Origin of the sequence: Anaerospora sp. (assembly GCF_032013335.1) — a bacterium.
Taxonomy (GTDB): Bacteria; Bacillota; Negativicutes; order Sporomusales; family DSM-15969; genus Anaerospora.
In genome coordinates this window covers 69,867-87,131 of sequence record NZ_DALZUO010000002.1, presented here as the reverse complement: position 1 = coordinate 87,131, position 17,265 = coordinate 69,867, and the positions used below count along the sequence as shown (strand labels likewise).

The window sequence follows — 17,265 nt, the reverse complement described above, 5'->3', positions numbered from 1 at the left end:
TTTTTTCAAGCCGTACACGCAAAGAATCCATAGAAAAAAACAGACTCCTACCACCATGGTGGTAGGAGTCATTACCGTTTACACGGGGTTAATGGCGAACTCCATCGCCGCTATTTATATACACTTATTATAGATTAACAAATTCATATCGTCAATGATATTTAAGCTTATATAATAGAAAATGCAAGCGTTACAGGTCGGATTATTTCTTCTCCTCCTATTGCATAATAAGTGGCTCTTCCTTTCGTCCATTTCTGTGAAACAGACAGACGGAACAGAATTTTTCATTGCTAGATTGCATATTTTACAATCTATGGATATAATATAAGAAAAGGGCTGACGTGCTCTAACACGCCAGCCCAACAGGTTGTCTAACCGAAACGGTTAGCCCGGACTAAAGGCTATAAGAAATAACCGCAATCCTTTGCGAGAGGGCGGTTATTTTTTTTATGATCAATACGATTAACGTAGCAAATGCGACTGCAAAAGACAACGTCTCATATGTAGTCATAAAGCACCACCCCCTTTCTTAAGGGTGTGGCCAACTCTCTTGACATGCTTATCATTATTCTTTATACTATTAATTAGCCTGGAAAACTAAATTTAAAAGGAATCTAGCTATGCAAAAACAAACTACCACGAATCCCCCGAATACAAGAGCAAAGTTGGGAGAAGTATTGCTGCAACTCTCAGATGATATTTTAGATATTATAAATACTACACTAAAACAATATGATATTTCCGAAAGCAAATTTTCTTTACTTTTGCTACTATACAACACAAGCACTGACCAGCCGTTACAGCCTTCAGAGATTGCAGATAAGCTTGGAATACGACGTGCATCTGTAACCAAACAGTTAATTTGGTTGGAAGAACATCAATTGATTACAAGAACCATATGTCTTGAAGATCAAAGAATGGTTAATGTTACTATAACCGAAAAAGGTTATCATCTTCTCGATCTGGTTCTACCGCACTATTGGAAGGCCTGCGCTAATCTCACCAACAAATTAACAGATGAAGAGACTGTCTGCTTGCTGCACTTGCTAATAAAAATTGGTCTATAAAATAGTACGCCGATTTTCATTTCCCACATAGTTTGCCTGGCTAATTTTTTTCATAAATAATTAGCCTAACTAACTATCATCGGACTGCTATTGCTGGGGATCAGCGATAATTTACAATTAATCGTCATCTCCAGCATCCTCTTTGTCGCCGGGCTTGCTACCTTCGCTCCTACGTTAATAGCCATTATAGGTCGTCTGGGGGGGTAATGCGAGGGGTGCCGCCGTATCCCTTTATACGTTTATTCTCTTTGCCGGTGCCAGTATTGGGCCTGTTTTAACTATTCATATCTTAGAAACTAGCGGCTATTTCTTAACCTTCCTGTCCTTGGCTCTTTGTTTATGCTTCGGTCTTTTAGCTTCGTTGTTTATCCGTATGGATGAGTAAAAATACCCAAACCCTGTTTAGGTGATGTAAATTTTTGTTTAGGAACAGTAATTGAACTTATCAGGTTCATGCCTATATCGATAGATAAAAAAAGAGAAGGAGGTGCTGTCAGCAATCCAGAGGAAATGCTCATTGAAATATAGGATAAGAATTTGCGTGAATGAAAAAAAAGGTGGAATTAATATGGAATTATCTGGAAATACGATACTCATTACTGGTGGAGGTTCCGGTATCGGGCTGGCTTTTGCGGAGCGCTTTATCAAGGGGGGAAATCAAGTAATCATTTGCGGGCGACGTAAAGATGTACTTCAAAAAGCCAAAGAAAAATTCCCTGGCATCATCACCTATACATGTGATTTGACAATAGAATCGGAGCGTTACGCATTATTTGATTGGGCAACAGTGAATTATCCAGAATTAAATGTATTAGTAAATAATGCAGGTGTTCTACAGAGTTTTAATGTGTTAAGAGCAGATGCGCAAAATAATTGGGGCTACTTTAGTAAAGAAATTACGGTAAATTTGGAGGCACCTATCCATCTGTCCATGCTATTCGCACCATTCTTTACTGAAAAAGAAGAGGCAGCGATTATTAACGTGACGTCCGGTCTGGCATTTACACCACTTGCGATAACGCCGATTTATTCAGCCACAAAAGCTGCACTCCATTCTTTTACCGTGAGCCTAAGGTGCCAGCTTTCAGCCACATCCGTGGAAGTGATCGAAGTAGCTCCGCCAGCAGTAAAAACAGAATTGAATGAAACATGGATAAACATACATATGGAGCCGTTAGATGCCTTCACTAACGGCATTTTCAAAGGATTAGACGAAAGAAAGATAGAAATTGGATATGGCAATTCTATCGACCGCATGCGTATGTCGCGAGATGAAATTGACGCTTTCACCGAAAAATCGTACAACGCAATGAAAGCTACAATCGAATAACATACAAAGACTACACCTTCAGAGGAGGATTCTGCTTTGATTAGCAATGCACCGCTATTGCCACTCTGAAAAGTAAGGAAGGCAGGCCGGATTATTCTTTTCTTTCTTCATGTAAACACTCTCCCCCCCTAATCTCCCCCGTTACCTCTTGCCTTTCGTACCATACGGCATGGCCTTTTCATTTGAGGCGAAAAATCCACGGAAAAAGCCATAATCCCAGTACGAGCCCAAAACAAAACATACCTACTACCAACAGGAGAATTTCATTACCAGCCATATAATTTCACCTCTTTCATAAAATCCTGCTTTCGCCTTTACTTCAGAGCATCAAGTGCCAAATTCAGCTTCAGCACATTGACACGGGGTTCACCAAAAATGCCCCATTGCCTGCCTTCCACATGCTGTTCCACCAATTGCCGCACCACATCAGGACTTAACCCGTGCTCCCTGGCAATCCGCTGCACCTGAGCATACGCGGCATCAGGTGAAATGTGGGGATCAAGACCGCTCCCCGAGGCCAGGACTAAGTCAGAAGGTACCCTTGTCTCTCTAGGCAAGGCATTTTCCTCCCGTACTTTTTGCACATTATCCTTCACTGTATCTATCAGTTTCTGATTGGTCGGCCCCAGATTGGAGGCGGAGGAACTGGCGCCGTCATAGCCATCTTTGCCTGCCGCCGATGGACGGCTGTGGAAATAGCCGGGGCTGGTGAAATTCTGACCAATTAATCCAGAGCCAATTGGTACTCCGTCACGAATGATTATTGACCCGTTAGCGCGATCGGGAAATACTACCTGTGATACGCCAGTCATCACCAGGGGATAAACAAAACCGGTTACCATGGTTAGCGCTACAAATAGTACAGCCGCACTGATAATTTGTCGAAACATCTTGTTCAACACCCTTTCCTGTTATTCTGAACCCATTCTCTAAACCTTGCCATCCTGCTAGACCAGTCCAAGTGCTGCAATAATCAAGTCAATCAGCTTAATCCCAATAAAGGGAGCCAAGATTCCTCCCAGACCGTAAATCAGCAGGTTCCGTCTGAGCAGCACTTCGGCGCCTACCGGCCGGTATTGTACTCCCCGCAGGGCCAGTGGGATCAAGGCGATGATAACTAAGGCGTTAAAGATAACAGCACTTAAGATCGCACTTTCCGGAGTAGACAGAGCCATGACATTGAAGACGCTTAGTACCGGAAATGCTCCTGTAAACATAGCGGGAATGATCGCAAAATATTTGGCGATATCATTAGCCACGCTGAAGGTAGTCAGAGAGCCGCGGGTAATTAAAAGCTGCTTGCCGATTTCCACCACTTCAATCAGCTTGGTGGGATTACTGTCAAGGTCAACCATATTACCAGCTTCTTTGGCGGCCTGAGTGCCGCTGTTCATGGCTACTCCCACATCCGCCTGTGCCAATGCCGGTGCGTCATTGGTGCCATCACCGGTCATGGCAACCAGCATCCCCTTTTCCTGATACTGGCGAATGAGCCGTAATTTGTCTTCCGGCGTTGCTTCGGCCAGGAAATCATCCACTCCGGCCTCGGCGGCAATGGCTGCAGCCGTCAAGGGGTTATCACCGGTAATCATGATGGTTTTGATCCCCATCTGCCTGAGATCGCGGAATCGCTCCTTAATACCGCCTTTCACGATATCTTTCAGGTGAATGGCACCAAGCACGTGTGCGCCTTCCGCCACAACAAGAGGCGTCCCGCCGCTCTTGGCAATGGTCTCACAAGCTTTTTCAACCGCTTCAGGGAATGCTCCATCCTGAACTTGCGTATATTTTTTGATGGCATCCACCGCACCTTTGCGGATTTCCCGGCCGGTTACGTTTACACCGCTCATCCGGGTCTGCGCCGTGAAGGGAACAAATTCGGCTTCCATGACCGTTAAGTTCCGTTCCCGCAGATTGTACTTCTCTTTAGCCAGGATAACGATGCTACGGCCTTCCGGTGTCTCATCGGCCAACGAAGCCAGCTGCGCCGCATCGGCCAGTTGTTCCGGACTAATGCCGGGAGCCGGGATAAACTCAGTCGCCATCCGGTTACCCAGCGTAATGGTGCCGGTTTTATCCAGCAGCAGCGCATCCACATCTCCTGCAGCCTCTACAGCCCGGCCGGACATGGCCAGCACGTTCCGTTTTAGCAGCCGGTCCATACCGGCAATGCCAATGGCTGAAAGCAACCCGCCAATGGTTGTGGGAATTAAGCAGACCAGCAGGGCAATTAAGACTGCCACCGGTATATTGATCCCGGAATATATGCCAAAGGGTGCCAATGTAGCGACGGCAAACAGGAAGATAATAGTTAAGCCAATCAGCAAAATTGTCAGGGCAATCTCGTTAGGCGTTTTTTGCCGCTTCGCCCCTTCTACCAGGGAAATCATCCTATCAAGAAAGGTTTCGCCGGGGTTGGCTGTAATTTTGATTTTAATCCAGTCGGACAGCACCCGCGTACCGCCAGTGACTGAAGATTTATCGCCGCCTGATTCGCGGATGACCGGCGCTGATTCTCCCGTTACGGCACTTTCATCGACCGATGCCATCCCTTCGATAATCTCGCCGTCACCGGGAATAAAATCCCCGGCTTCCACCAGCACTACATCATCCTTGCACAGTTCAACCGCATCTACCAGGATCGTCTCGCTGCCGTTCAACTTCTTGGCCTTTGTCTGGCTGCGGCTGCTGCGTAAGGCATTAGCCTGTGCCTTTCCCCGTCCTTCGGCAACCGCTTCGGCGAAATTAGCAAACAAAACCGTAAACCATAACCACAGTGTGATTTGCAGGGTAAAGAAGGTTGACTGACCGTCTCCCTGCATAAAATCACGTATCGTAAACCAGGTGGTGATCATCGCCCCGATATACACGATCAGCATGACCGGGTTCCTCATTTGGGTGCGCGGGCTTAACTTGCGGAAAGCATCGCGCACTGCAGTTCCGATGATTTCCTTATTAAAACTGCCTCGAGTCGTATTCATTCCCATTCGCTCCTTTTAAAACGTAATCCCTTGCAGCATCAGCAGCTGTTCAACGATCGGTCCCAGCGTCAGCACCGGTAAAAAGGTTAAGGCACCGATGATCAGGACAATACCAGCTAAGAGCATAACAAACAGTCCACTGGTTGTCGAAAATGTGCCGGGACCGGGAGGGGAAACCTTCTTCTGAGCCATACTGCCGGCAATTGCCAGAATGGGCAGAATAACACCGAAACGGCCAACCAGCATTCCCACTGCCAGCATTCCATTATAAAAGGGAGTGTTCGCACTTAAGCCGCCAAAAGCACTGCCGTTATTCCCTGCGGCAGAAGCAAACGCATACATGATCTCACTCAGGCCATGCGGTCCGGAATTGAAAATGGAAGATGTGCCGGGTTCCGTGACTGCGGCAATGGCACTGCTGGTCAGGATGGTAACCGAGGGGAATAAGATTCCCAGTGTAGCCATTTTAGTCTCCCTGGCCTCAATTTTTTTCCCGAGATATTCCGGCGTTCTGCCCACCATCAGCCCTACAATAAACACTGTCAAAATAACAAACAGCATCATCCCGTAAAACCCGGCACCCACCCCGCCGATAATGACTTCTCCCAGCTGCATTTGCAATAAGGGGAAGAGGCCGCCCAGCGGTGTAAAGCTGTCATGCATGGCATTCACCGCACCGCAGGAAGCTGCTGTGGTGACCGCAGCGAACAAGGTCGAACCGGCGATGCCAAACCGGACTTCCTTACCTTCCATCGCAGTGGGACCGTTTACACCCCAACCGGCCAAGTTCGGATTTCCATGCAGCTCACTGAGATAAGTCCCCGTCAGCATCAGAGCAAACAACAACAACATTGTCGCCAATACAGCGTATCCCTGCCGCCGGTCCCGGGCCATCCGTCCGAAAGCCAGCACGAGCGCCGTGGGAATGAGAAAAATGCTTAGCGCTTGCAGAAAGTTAGTTAACGGTGTAGGGTTTTCAAAGGGATGAGCGGAATTGGCATTAAAGAAACCGCCGCCATTCGTTCCTAAGATTTTGATGGCTTCCTGGGAAGCCACCGGCCCCATTGCCAGGGTTTGTTCCGCGCCATCCAGCGTTTGTACCTTCAGGTAAGCGGACAAATTCTGTATAGCCCCTTGCTGCACCAGCAGTAAAGTAAACACAATCGCCAAAGGTAACAACACGCGAATTGTGCCCCGTACCAGATCGACCCAGAAGTTGCCGATGGTCGAAACCGACTTACGGGTTAATCCCCGGATCAAAGCCACCGCTACTGCTAACCCCACGGCTGCTGAAACAAAGTTCTGCACAGTTAGTGCCGTCATTTGGGTGAAATAGCTCATGGTCGATTCTCCGCCGTAGGACTGCCAATTTGTGTTGGTCATAAAGCTGACCGCTGTGTTAAATGCCAAATGCCAGGGTGACACACCGCTGAGATTGGCTGGATTCCAAATTAGCGCACCTTGCAGAATTTGAATGAAAAAAACGGCAGCTGCACCCAACACGTTAAACATGAGCAATGCTCCGGCATACTGCCGCCAGTTCATCTCCTGTTCCGGATTGATCCCTGCCAATCGATAGAGCAGCCGTTCCAGCGGCTGAAACACCGGATCAAGGAATGTCCTTTCCATCGTAAACACGTTAGCCATATATTTGCTCAAAGGCCAGGCCAACAGTAATACCACAATGAGAAACAGCCCAAACATTATCACATCTGTCATCATGTTTAAAATTCCTCCGGTTTCCATAAAGCGTAAAGTAAGTACACCAGTAACAAGACAGCCACGATTCCTGCCAACCATAAGTCAGCCATAGTTTCCCTCCTATACCCCTTGAACTTCAAATTCATTGTACCTCCGGTAGAGATAAAGATGCTGATAAAAGATGGCCTTAAGACGTAAAGAATAGGTAAAGATCCACTCCTGCTGCCCTTTACGGCAAAAAAGAAACAGACTGCTTGTCATAAGCAGTCTGTTTTCTTTTTCTAAGACACGTCTAACGCCCCATCAGCCGGTAGCCAATACCCGATTCGGTGACAATATAACGTGGCTGAGCCGGGTCCTGCTCAATCTTGCGCCGCAGCTGGCCAATGTAGATGCGAATATAGTGGGTATCCTCCCCGCAAGCATTACCCCACCCCGCCTTTAACAATTGCTTATGCGTCAGCACCCGTCCAGCATGGAGCATCATAAATTTGATCAGTTCATACTCCGTTGGCGTCAGTTTGATCTCCCGTTCATCCACAGTGACCCGCCGCTGCAGCAGATCAACCACTAAACCACCGCAGCGCAGGATCGGTTCGTTGTCACTGCTTCCCATCCGGCGCAGGCAGACCCGTATGCGGGCCATGAGCTCGCCTATCCCGAATGGCTTAGTAATATAGTCATCGGCACCGGCGTCCAGTGCGGCAATTTTTTCCTCTTCCTGCTCACGGGCAGTCAAAATAATCATGGGCACCGCAGACCACTCGCGAATCTGCTGAATAACCTGTTTGCCGTCCATATCCGGCAATCCCAGATCTACAATAACAAGATCAGGTTTGAAGGCCGCCGCCTGCTGAATGCCTTCCAGTCCATTTGCCGCCTCGCATAATTGATAACCATGGGCCATTAGAGAAACATGGAGTAACTTTCGCATTTGCGGCTCATCATCAACCACCAAAATCCGGAGTCCCTTTTCCGTCATCCCACTCACTCTCCTTAATCGCACTCCGACTGCCATTAGCAGGAACAGGTACAGCAAAAACAAAAATTGCACCTCTACCCGGGTTATTTTTAGCCCAAATTCGTCCCTGATGAGCTTCTATGATGCTTTTGCAAATGGATAAGCCCAATCCTGTGCCGGCAGCCTGTACAGCCTGCTGCGGCGCCCGGTAAAATTTATCAAAGATTCTAGCTAAATCCTGTAGAGGAATGCCACAGCCACGGTCTTCCACGGAAATGAAGATTTCCGGCCCGTTTTGCTCTGCGGCAATGGTGAGTTCTGTGCCAGGCGGCGAGTATTTGCTGGCGTTATCCAGTAAATTCACTACAACATGCTCCAATAAGACGCAATCGGCTCTCAGCAGCGGTAAATCAGGTGCCACCCGGGTCTTGAGAATATGATTGCGCGTTGTTTCACCCATGCGGCGAATTGCCGTGCCCACAATATCTTCTACATCACACCAGTCTATTTTCAACTGCAGCATGCCACTTTCCAGGCGAGCAGCATCCAGTAAATTTGCCACTACGCGCTCCATACGGGTAGCACTATTTTTCACCGTTTCCAGCAGCTCCTGCCGGATTTCAGCACTATATTGCGTCGAGCTATCCAGCAAGGTGGCAATAGCCGCACTGATTTCAGCCAGAGGCGTCCTTAGTTCATGAGAAACCGAATTAAACAATGCCGTGCGCAACTGATCAGACTCTTTTAATAATGCCGCCTGGCGGGCAGCCTCCGTCAGCTTGCCCCGTTCCACGGCAATAGCGGCCAGACCTGCCCAGGCATAAATAAGCTGCCGCTCTTCCTGGGTCATTTTCTGCTGCCCCAATTCGATGCCAAATACCCCTACCGTCCGTCTGTCAACAGTCAGCGGCACGAATAAAAAGTCAGCACCAGGCAGTGTTTCCGTAGATCGCCCTGCAACCTGGCCATTGATCCAGACCCAGTTCGCCACGGCATGTTCTGCGGCAGGCAACTCCGATTGGCCTCCTCTGCCCTCCGGTATACTAGCCTCATATCGTGCTTCTACCTTCAAACCTCCCTGTTCTTCCGGCAAGAGCAATACCGTATTTCGTCCAAGCGCTGCACCTGTGTGCCTGGCAAAGGTCCAGGCAATCTGGTTTACATCAATAATCGCCGCAATCTGGCTGCTAAAATCATATAAGGTACGGACACTTGTTTCCCGCTGCCTTGTCAGACGCACTTCTTTTTTTAGCATTTCCGTCCGACCGCCAACTACAAAAGAAATGACCAGGAAAATAATGAAACTCCATAAATACCGAACATCACTCACACTAAAGGTTAACAGGGGCGGGGTGAATAAAAAGTCAAACGCCAGGACACTGGCCAGTGCTGTCATATAGGACGGCCAACGGCCCCAGCGGACAGCGGTGAACAAAATCGGCAATAAATACAACAGGGCAATATTGACCTGCTCTAATTGTTCCCTGCCCACCCAGCTAATAGCCGTAACCGCTGACGTCATCACCAGCCCTCCGGCAATCGGCAGCCAGGCAATGGGCGGCACGTCATTCCGGGCTGTGCTGATAGCAGAATGCGTCTCAGCCTCTGCTTTGCTTTGAATGACATACACGTTAATGCCCTCACTTTGCCGGAGCAGCTTATTCACCAGTGACCCCTGCCAAAATTCCCGCAGACGGCTATGGCGCGGTTTGCCAATCACAACAGCCGTTACATTTTCGTTACGGGCAACGTTCATCATTTCCTCAACAATGTCGTTGCCAGCCACCGTAACAATTTTGCCCCCCAGTTCTTCTGCCAGGTGCAAATTATGCCACACCCGGTCCCGTTCTTTTTCCCCCAGGGGAAAGCGGCGGGATAGAGTGTCGACATAGACAGCCAGAAAATCAGCCCGTAATCCTTTTGCCAGACGCTGAGCGGCCCGGATAAGCTGGGCCGAAAATGGGCTGGCACTGACACAAACCATTACCCGTCCTGCTGCCGGCCAAGGCCCGTCAATATGGTTTTGCCTCATGTATTCTGCCATATCCTGATCGACGCGGGAGGCAGTGAAGCGCAGGGCAAGCTCCCGCAAGGCATTGATATTGCCAGGGCGGAAAAAACTTTTTAATGCCTGCTGCGCCTGACCGGCAATATAGACCTTGCCGTCCTTTAACCGCTTAATCAGATCTTCGGGCGGTATATCAATCAACTGGATATTGTCAGCCTGCTCCACAAATGAGTCTGGTACTGTTTCCCGGACAATAACACCGGTTATCTGGGCAACCACATCGTTGAGGCTTTCGATATGTTGTATATTCAGCGTTGTATAAACATCAATTCCGGCGTTCAATAGCTCCTCTACATCCTGAAAGCGCCGGACGTGACGGGAGCCCTTGACGTTGGTATGCGCTAGTTCATCTACCAATACCAGTTCCGGCTTTTGCTCCAGAATCGCATCAATCCCCATCTCCGTCAGCTTCTTGCCCCGGTATTCTAAAACGGCAGGAGCAATGCGTGGTAAGCCTATCACTAATTTCTCCGTCTCAGCCCGACCATGTGTTTCCACCCAGCCAATTGCCACCCGCACACCTTCTGCCAGCCGGTCATGGGCGGCTTCCAGCATGGTATACGTTTTACCAACCCCGGCAGCCGCTCCCAAAAAAATCGTTAATTTCCCCTGATGCTCTTTATGAATTTGTTGCAGTAATTCTTCAGGATCAGGCCGGCGTTCCTCCTCTTTTTTCATGTGCTCTACCAACTCCTTATTAAGCAAACGCTTAATCCTATTTGTGTATGAGGCCATGGGGCCACAATAGAAAATGCAATGTCCAGCCGCGCTTATTTCACCTATAGCTATTGTTTCTATTTGAATACCATTTCACCTACATGTTTTCAACAAAATATAGCTCAAACAATGACTCGGTACAAAGACTTTTGCGCGAAGCCAAAGTACCGTGCCCTAGTGGACACGGTACTCTATACCAGCTATTTCTGCAAGTGAAAGGGCAGAGTAGCAACAACTACATTTTTATTAAAAATCAGCAGTGTCCTTAAAACCAGTCCAGTCTGATTATGCAGCAAACGATGCCACCATTTCCGTGTCTCGAACTCAGGAATGACTACCGTTATATAATCCTCCGGCTGTTTGCGGCGGGTCAGTTTTTCCACATATTGCAATAGCGGCTGGATCACCAAGCGATAAGGCGAATAAACCGTCACCAGATTAACCTCTGGATTCCACTGGCGCCACTTTTCTTCCACCGCCGGGATTGCCTCCTTATCTGTTGCAATATGCAGCGCGATAACCTCATCCCCAATCTTTTTGGCATACCGCATGGTTTCCGCAACTACCCGGGTAGGGCTGGCTACCGGCACAATAACATAATGTGTTCCCAGCGGCTTTGCCTGATACGGCCCTTCTTCGAGCGGCAAATGCAGCTGTTCCGCCATATCTAAATAATGTCTCTTTATTTTTTTAAAAATAAACATCATGACCGGAATAAAGATTAATACGATCCAGGCACCTGCAAAGAATTTACTCACTGCGATCACAACCACGACAATCCCTGTTATGATCGCCCCAAACCCATTAATCAAGGCCCGCCTGCCCCAGTTCCGGCCGCGCTCCCGCCACCAGTGAACGACCATTCCAGATTGGGCAATAGTAAATGAAAGAAACACACCAATAGCATAGAGTGAAATAAGATGTTCCACGTCCCCGTCAAAGCCGACAATAAGCAAACCTGCTACCAGACTCAGCAGCACAATACCATTGGAAAAACTGAGCCGTTCACCGCGCATGCCCAGATAGCGAGGCATGTAGCCATCCTGCGCCAGAAGAGACAATAGGGGCGGCAAGCCATTATAGGCGGTATTGGCCGCCAGGAACAGGATCAACATAGTCACCATTTGAATGTAATAGTAAAACCAGCCTCTGCCTACTGTTTGTTCGGCAATCTGCGACAGCATGGTCACATGAGGGATGGGCATCACATGATAGTGAAGCAGCAAAAAGGAAATACCAGTCAGCATAATGGCCAGCAAACCAGACATCCAGTAGGTTGTCTTAATGGCATTTTCATGCTCTGGTCTTTTAAACATGGGCACCCCATTCGAGATAGCCTCCAAACCGGTCATTGAGCTACAGCCATTGGCAAAAGCGCGCAGTACCAACGCCAGCATCATCCAATCCAGCTCCTGGCGGGCTAACGCCGCCGGTGGAAAAAGAGGCCCCGGACCAGTGAGTGCCTGATAAATCCCACTGATGATCAAGCCCAGCATTCCCAGAACAAACAAATATGTCGGGAATACAAAGACATGGGCAGACTCCCGAATCCCGCGAAGATTAATTAACGTAAGAATGCCGAATAAGACCACAAGATCGATGTTGACTTCCTGCCCCTGCAGTGCCGGAAATGCTGATACCAGAGCCTGTGTGCCTGCGCATATGCTTACGGCCACCGTCAGCACATAATCGGCAAATAGTGAGGCTCCTGCCACAAGGGATGGATGTTCCCCCAGATTCTTTTTTGCTACCGAGTAGGAGCCGCCTCCGCCAGGATTGGCTCTGGTAACCTGGGTATAAGAGGCCGTAACAATAGCCAGTAAAATAAGTACAGTTAAAAAAGCATAGGGATAATAGCCATAGGCAACAAACCCTGAAATAGCCAATACCAGTGCAATTTGCTCCGGGCCGTAGCCAACTGAAGATAAGGCATCGGAAGAAAATATAGCCAATGCCTTCCACTTGGGTAATCTCTCCCCCAGGGCTTCCCTGTTATGCAAGGGCCGCCCAATCAACATCTTTTTAATAGAACGAAACAGCGTGATTACCTCCTGCTATTGTCACGATTTTTAAATTACCTGCCCCTACTTCTTCCAATAAATAAATTCGCAGCAAAAAAAAAGCATACAGGGTAATTAATCAACAATTTTTAAATAACGCTACTATTTTACCCTTAAATGCTGTAAAGAAGTTATTAAGAAATAGCTCATTCCTGTAAAAATAATGTAAAGATTTCGCTTATTGAATTACCGAACGCCTGCCTGGTTATTTTACAGCCTATTGCAGAAGTAATGATCAAGAGATACCGTCCATGCAGTTGTCTTGGCTATACGAACATACGCATAACCGGTTCCTGCCGCTGTTTTTAGCTTCATATAAAGCGGCATCGCTTCGTTTGACAATATCTTCAAAGCTCCGGTCCGCCGGGGCTATAGAGCTAATGCCCACGCTGAGCGTAACTGTTAATCGCTGTTTGGCATCAAGCTGGACATTAGTGTTCCTAACAGCTTCCAAAACACGGTTGCCAATTTTTATAGCCTGGTCAATTCGGGTTTCCGGCTGTACAGCCATAAACTCTTCACCACCATAGCGGGCCAACATATCTGTGGCTCGAAACTGCTTTTTTAACACTTTACTGATCTGGATCAGGACCTGATCCCCTGCATGATGGCCATAAAGATCGTTCACCTTTTTAAAATGATCAATATCAATCATCAAAATACTGAGATGATTGGCCTGCGCCCTAGCCTTATCAAAGGCTTCGCCAAGAAACTGCTCAAGGGCCATCCGGTTAGAAAGCTGTGTCAGACCATCCAATCTGGCTAGTTTATGTAATTGCATATTCATATTTTTCAAATTGCTTGTCATCTCATTAAAAGCTTGGGAAAACTCACCAAGGAAATCCACCTTCTGAGAGAAATCACCTTTAGCAACTCTTTTGGTTTGCCAGGTTAAATGCCGTAAATTTGACTGCAGCGCTTTCAAGTTGCCCAGAATAAAGCCTTTGCCGTCGACAAAGCGTTGTAAATCCCCGCTATGCAGGGCAAAACTTAGCTCCCGTAAAGCCAAAATACACGAATATAACTCTTGAAAATCCGGATCATCGGCTAACTGCTGTCTGATTCTTAAATCTGTCGGTAAGCGCGGACTAACAATCAGCATTAGCAGTAGCTGAATTAATTCCTTATCAACCGCCTTTTCCCGGTTTTCGGCGATAGGCTGAATCATTCTGTTTCCTTAATCAAGAACCGGCACGTCCTGGCTCCGGTGCACCAGCAGTCAATCTCTCTGGCTCGCCATTTTTTCCGGGTAAATTGTTCAAACAACGCCGAAATGAAACCTTCATCATAGATGCAGGTTTCATAATCCGTTTCTGGCAGGCCGGAGCAATCCAGGTCTTCGTCGATGGTCAGCAGCACCCTGCCTTGTTCCAGCAGGTCCTCTTCTAGTTTCAGGATGCCGATGTTTTTCTCTTTTAATACCTTCTGCGTCTTGTTAATAAACTCATCCAAGCTGGCAACCGGATCAATATACCGGGCGTAAAACTCAGTCCCAGCCAATTTCCCGGCCTCAAAAAAGGCCTCGTCCGCTGCCTCTCTGCCATATTTACCCTCCAGCACATCCCGCAGGGTAAAGTGCATTAACCTGTACATCTCCAACTCAACCTTAGTTCCCAGATTGGGCCTGCCATCCTCTATACCAAGCAAATCCCAGCAAAATTTATAGAATCTCATTAAATCACTCACCTTTTCTTTCTATTACAGCTGCCAATTAAACCTGACAGCCTTCTTTCATTTTTTGTATAGTCAGGAATGCAGCCGTCCATGGGAATGCGAGATATATTTACTATATAGCAACAAATACTCATTTTCAATTGAACTGCTGATATAAACCGGCAGGCTTAGGATTGTATCAGCAGATGGATTCTGCACAACAGATAAAAACAGAAGGCAGCGGCCCAATCGCCGCTGCCTTCTGTTTTTATCTGCCAAATACTTTATTTAGGCCTCTTCACCGTATACCTGGCGGAATTTAAGCGCCATTCCCAGTGCCAGCCTGGTCTCAAAATTGTCGAGGGAAACGCCCAGCACCGCCTCAATCCGCTGCTTACGGAACAGAATAGTCTGACGGTGCACGTAAAGCTGCTTGGCTACCAGCTTTAAATTATCCGTCTGTAGGATTTTCTCCAGCGTGCCAACCAGCTCTGTTCCCTGATTCCGGTCATACTCCTCCAGCCTGCCAAGGGTCCGTTTGACAAAATCCAGCACATGGCTTTTATCCAGTATCGCTGGGAAAAACTGAAAAACCCCGATATCCAGATAATGATGCACCACTTGTTTTAGTGCCAGCTTACGGCCCAATTCTACCGCAATGCGGGCCTGGCCGTACACTTTGGCAAACTGCCAGAACATACCAGAGTGGAACTCGGCAATCCCGATGCTGCCTCCGGCCTCCGGTGCATACTGGCGTACAATTTCCTGCCAGTGTCCGGCCTGTTCCACCTCCCGGGCCTGATCCGTCCTGCTGCCCACTCCTATCGGAGCCAGAATGGCTATTCCCTCCTTGCTCTCCCAGACAATAACGCCCGGCTCTGCGGCCAATCCCTCTATCAGCGCATCAATCACCGTCTGCAATTCTTCCCGCCTTTCCTGCCAATTGCTAATCGGCTGACCCGCCCAGGTTTCCAGAGACAGCAGATAGCAGGAAAAATCCTGTGTCAGATTGAGCTTGACCTTCCACGCCTGATCGAGAATTTCCTGCGACGGCGTGACCTTTCCCTCAGCCAGATCATTTAAAAGATCCCGCTGCCGCCGTTTCTCATAGGTTAATTCCAGCAGTTTTTTTGTATGGTTTTGATTGGTATTGTCCGTCCAATAGCAGGCAGCGGTCGCCTTCCCCTCCCGCCGGTAGCTCAGGGGCGCAATCCGCACATCAAACATCCGCCGTCCCCGGGCAAGCTCCAGCGTAAATTCTTCAAACCGCAGCATGCCCTGCCCGGTCACATAGCCAATGGCCTGCAAAAGCCGTTGCGCCGGTTCGTCTGGCAGCAGCCCGGCGAGATTCTTTCCCGGCCAGGCTGTCGCCGTGTCCGCATCGAGCAGTTGATTGTCATCAAATACCTCTACTACCGTTCCCATGGCGTCCACAATCATACCGGCACCCGGCATGGCCCGGGAAAATTCGCGCAGCCTGAGCTCTGCCTCCCGTTTGGCATCTTCCATCGCCTGCTGCCGGGTAATATCGATAACCATACCATAAAGTTCAAACGGCTGTCCGTTGGCATCGGTCCGCACCTCGCCACTCACCCATACCAGCCGCCTTGTCCCATCAGGCAGCGTCAGCGGCACTTTTAGCCCTAGCGTTTCTTCCTGCCCGGCCAGCCAGGCAAGGTCTTCCCAGCGCTCAAGCCCGGCCATGCTCTCCGGTTCAAGCCGCGACCAAAAAACCTGCCTGCCCTCTGTCTCCAGTTCCTTCCGGTTCGTGCCGTACAGCGCCAGCAGCCCATCCGAGCAGCGGAACCTTCCGTCCACCAAGTTGAGATACCAGCTGCCCATACCACCAATTTTTTCCGCCTCCAGCAGCTGCCGCTTCATCTCTTGCTGTCCGGTCACATCCATGACCGCTACAACCACCTTTTCTACCTGGCCATCCACTGACAAAACCGGCCGGTACTGGCCGTAGCTCCAGCGGTCGCCAGACGCACCTGCCGGCCGGTACTGGTCCATAAACTCCACCGTTTTTCCGGTCAGGCACTCAGCAAACAGCTGCTCATGCTTTTTCTCCAAACCATTCGGCATTACTTCGTGAAAATAGCGTCCCGACGCACTGGCCCGGTCTATGCCGCGGTTATCGGCAAAATGCTGGTTAATCAGCAAAAACCGGCCCTCACAGTCCACGCAGCTCAGCATGCAGGGTGCAACGTCCCAGATCACCTGCAGAAACCGTTCGCTGTCGGCCAGTTGGCGAAACATTTCCGTAAGATTTTTCTGCTGGCCGAGGCTGCGGCTGATGCCAATCTCTTCGATTCCGCCGTCGGATCGGCGGAAAAAACAAAGGGCCATTTCTGTCCACACAGTCGTTCCATCCTGGTGCGGCTGTTCAACAACCTCCAGCATAATAACGTCCCCGGTAGCTGCAGTGGGAACCTTGTCCAGCCATTTCGGCAGTTTTTCAACAATCCGGCGATACGACGCCGGCGTCAGCATCTCTTTCATCGGTCGGCCGATCAAATCCTCTGGTTCATAGCCCCGCAGCCGCTTAACGGACGAACTGACATCAAGTACGGTCATCGTCTCCAGATCAATCCGCCAGATTGCATGGTCCAACAGCTCTGTCATCATCCGGAAATACGCATCCTGGCGGCGCTGTTCATCCGTCCAGTCTGTCTTTGTGCCGCTGTCATTACTAGCCGTATCATCATACCGGTTCATCACACACCA

General features: G+C 48.9%; 12 protein-coding genes and 1 riboswitch. Of the genes, 2 read left to right on the top strand and 10 right to left on the bottom strand.

From position 1 onward, the window contains the following. Nucleotides 1-55: 55 nt before the first annotated feature. Nucleotides 56-118: riboswitch (Fluoride riboswitch) on the bottom strand. Between the two features lie 502 nt (nt 119-620). Continuing rightward, the gene (locus RTR76_RS02390) at nt 621-1,067 is read left to right on the top strand and encodes a MarR family transcriptional regulator (protein ID WP_312516336.1); all 447 of its coding nucleotides are present in this window, start codon (nt 621-623) and stop codon (nt 1,065-1,067) included. A gap of 568 nt (nt 1,068-1,635) precedes the next feature. Continuing rightward, the gene (locus RTR76_RS02385) at nt 1,636-2,397 is read left to right on the top strand and encodes an SDR family NAD(P)-dependent oxidoreductase (protein ID WP_312516334.1); all 762 of its coding nucleotides are present in this window, start codon (nt 1,636-1,638) and stop codon (nt 2,395-2,397) included. 314 nt (nt 2,398-2,711) lie between these two features. On the opposite strand, the gene kdpC is transcribed toward RTR76_RS02385, so the two are convergent. The 10 genes from kdpC to RTR76_RS02340 all read right to left on the bottom strand — a co-directional run bounded on the left by kdpC (nt 2,712) and on the right by RTR76_RS02340 (nt 17,256). Continuing rightward, nucleotides 2,712-3,287, bottom strand: a complete 576-nt coding sequence (kdpC, locus tag RTR76_RS02380) for a potassium-transporting ATPase subunit KdpC (RefSeq protein WP_312516332.1) — start codon at nt 3,285-3,287, stop codon at nt 2,712-2,714. 57 nt (nt 3,288-3,344) lie between these two features. Beyond that, nucleotides 3,345-5,378: a potassium-transporting ATPase subunit KdpB gene (gene kdpB / locus RTR76_RS02375; RefSeq protein ID WP_312516330.1), complete on the bottom strand. Its 2,034-nt coding sequence runs from the start codon at nt 5,376-5,378 to the stop codon at nt 3,345-3,347. A gap of 15 nt (nt 5,379-5,393) precedes the next feature. Beyond that, a complete protein-coding gene (gene kdpA, locus RTR76_RS02370; protein WP_312516328.1) occupies nt 5,394-7,100 on the bottom strand; it encodes a potassium-transporting ATPase subunit KdpA in 1,707 nt (568 codons plus the stop codon). Between the two features lie 2 nt (nt 7,101-7,102). Then, on the bottom strand, nt 7,103-7,189 hold the full coding sequence (gene kdpF, locus RTR76_RS20875; RefSeq protein WP_132081598.1) for a K(+)-transporting ATPase subunit F: 87 nt from the start codon (nt 7,187-7,189) through the stop codon (nt 7,103-7,105). Between the two features lie 182 nt (nt 7,190-7,371). Next, nucleotides 7,372-8,061, bottom strand: coding sequence for a response regulator (locus tag RTR76_RS02365; protein WP_312516326.1), 690 nt, complete (start codon nt 8,059-8,061; stop codon nt 7,372-7,374). After that, a complete protein-coding gene (locus tag RTR76_RS02360; RefSeq protein ID WP_312516324.1) occupies nt 8,027-10,786 on the bottom strand; it encodes a sensor histidine kinase KdpD in 2,760 nt (919 codons plus the stop codon). Before RTR76_RS02360 ends, RTR76_RS02365 begins: the two co-directional genes overlap by 35 nt. 239 nt (nt 10,787-11,025) lie before the next feature. After that, nucleotides 11,026-12,864 (bottom strand): APC family permease, encoded by a 1,839-nt coding sequence (locus RTR76_RS02355; protein WP_396144161.1) that lies wholly within the window; start codon nt 12,862-12,864, stop codon nt 11,026-11,028. A 256-nt stretch (nt 12,865-13,120) separates the two neighbouring features. Next, the gene (locus tag RTR76_RS02350; protein WP_312516320.1) at nt 13,121-14,053 is read right to left on the bottom strand and encodes a GGDEF domain-containing protein; all 933 of its coding nucleotides are present in this window, start codon (nt 14,051-14,053) and stop codon (nt 13,121-13,123) included. Continuing rightward, the gene (locus tag RTR76_RS02345; RefSeq protein ID WP_312516318.1) at nt 14,050-14,559 is read right to left on the bottom strand and encodes a V4R domain-containing protein; all 510 of its coding nucleotides are present in this window, start codon (nt 14,557-14,559) and stop codon (nt 14,050-14,052) included. The genes RTR76_RS02350 and RTR76_RS02345 overlap by 4 nt, the downstream gene beginning before the upstream one ends. A gap of 267 nt (nt 14,560-14,826) precedes the next feature. Further along, complete coding sequence (locus tag RTR76_RS02340) at nt 14,827-17,256, bottom strand: PAS domain-containing protein (RefSeq protein WP_312516756.1); 2,430 nt, start codon at nt 17,254-17,256, stop codon at nt 14,827-14,829. Between the last annotated feature and the right edge of the window lie 9 nt (nt 17,257-17,265).

Bases quoted from the DNA above. Each gene is read 5' to 3' on its own strand.
- RTR76_RS02390 (WP_312516336.1), top strand. From the start codon at position 621: ATGCAAAAACAAACTACCACGAATCCCCCGAATACAAGAGCAAAGTTG.
- RTR76_RS02385 (WP_312516334.1), top strand. From the start codon at position 1,636: ATGGAATTATCTGGAAATACGATACTCATTACTGGTGGAGGTTCCGGT.
- kdpC (WP_312516332.1), bottom strand. From the start codon at position 3,287: ATGTTTCGACAAATTATCAGTGCGGCTGTACTATTTGTAGCGCTAACC.
- kdpB (WP_312516330.1), bottom strand. From the start codon at position 5,378: ATGAATACGACTCGAGGCAGTTTTAATAAGGAAATCATCGGAACTGCA.
- kdpA (WP_312516328.1), bottom strand. From the start codon at position 7,100: ATGATGACAGATGTGATAATGTTTGGGCTGTTTCTCATTGTGGTATTA.
- kdpF (WP_132081598.1), bottom strand. From the start codon at position 7,189: ATGGCTGACTTATGGTTGGCAGGAATCGTGGCTGTCTTGTTACTGGTG.
- RTR76_RS02365 (WP_312516326.1), bottom strand. From the start codon at position 8,061: ATGACGGAAAAGGGACTCCGGATTTTGGTGGTTGATGATGAGCCGCAA.
- RTR76_RS02360 (WP_312516324.1), bottom strand. From the start codon at position 10,786: ATGAAAAAAGAGGAGGAACGCCGGCCTGATCCTGAAGAATTACTGCAA.
- RTR76_RS02350 (WP_312516320.1), bottom strand. From the start codon at position 14,053: ATGATTCAGCCTATCGCCGAAAACCGGGAAAAGGCGGTTGATAAGGAA.
- RTR76_RS02345 (WP_312516318.1), bottom strand. From the start codon at position 14,559: ATGAGATTCTATAAATTTTGCTGGGATTTGCTTGGTATAGAGGATGGC.
- RTR76_RS02340 (WP_312516756.1), bottom strand. From the start codon at position 17,256: ATGAACCGGTATGATGATACGGCTAGTAATGACAGCGGCACAAAGACA.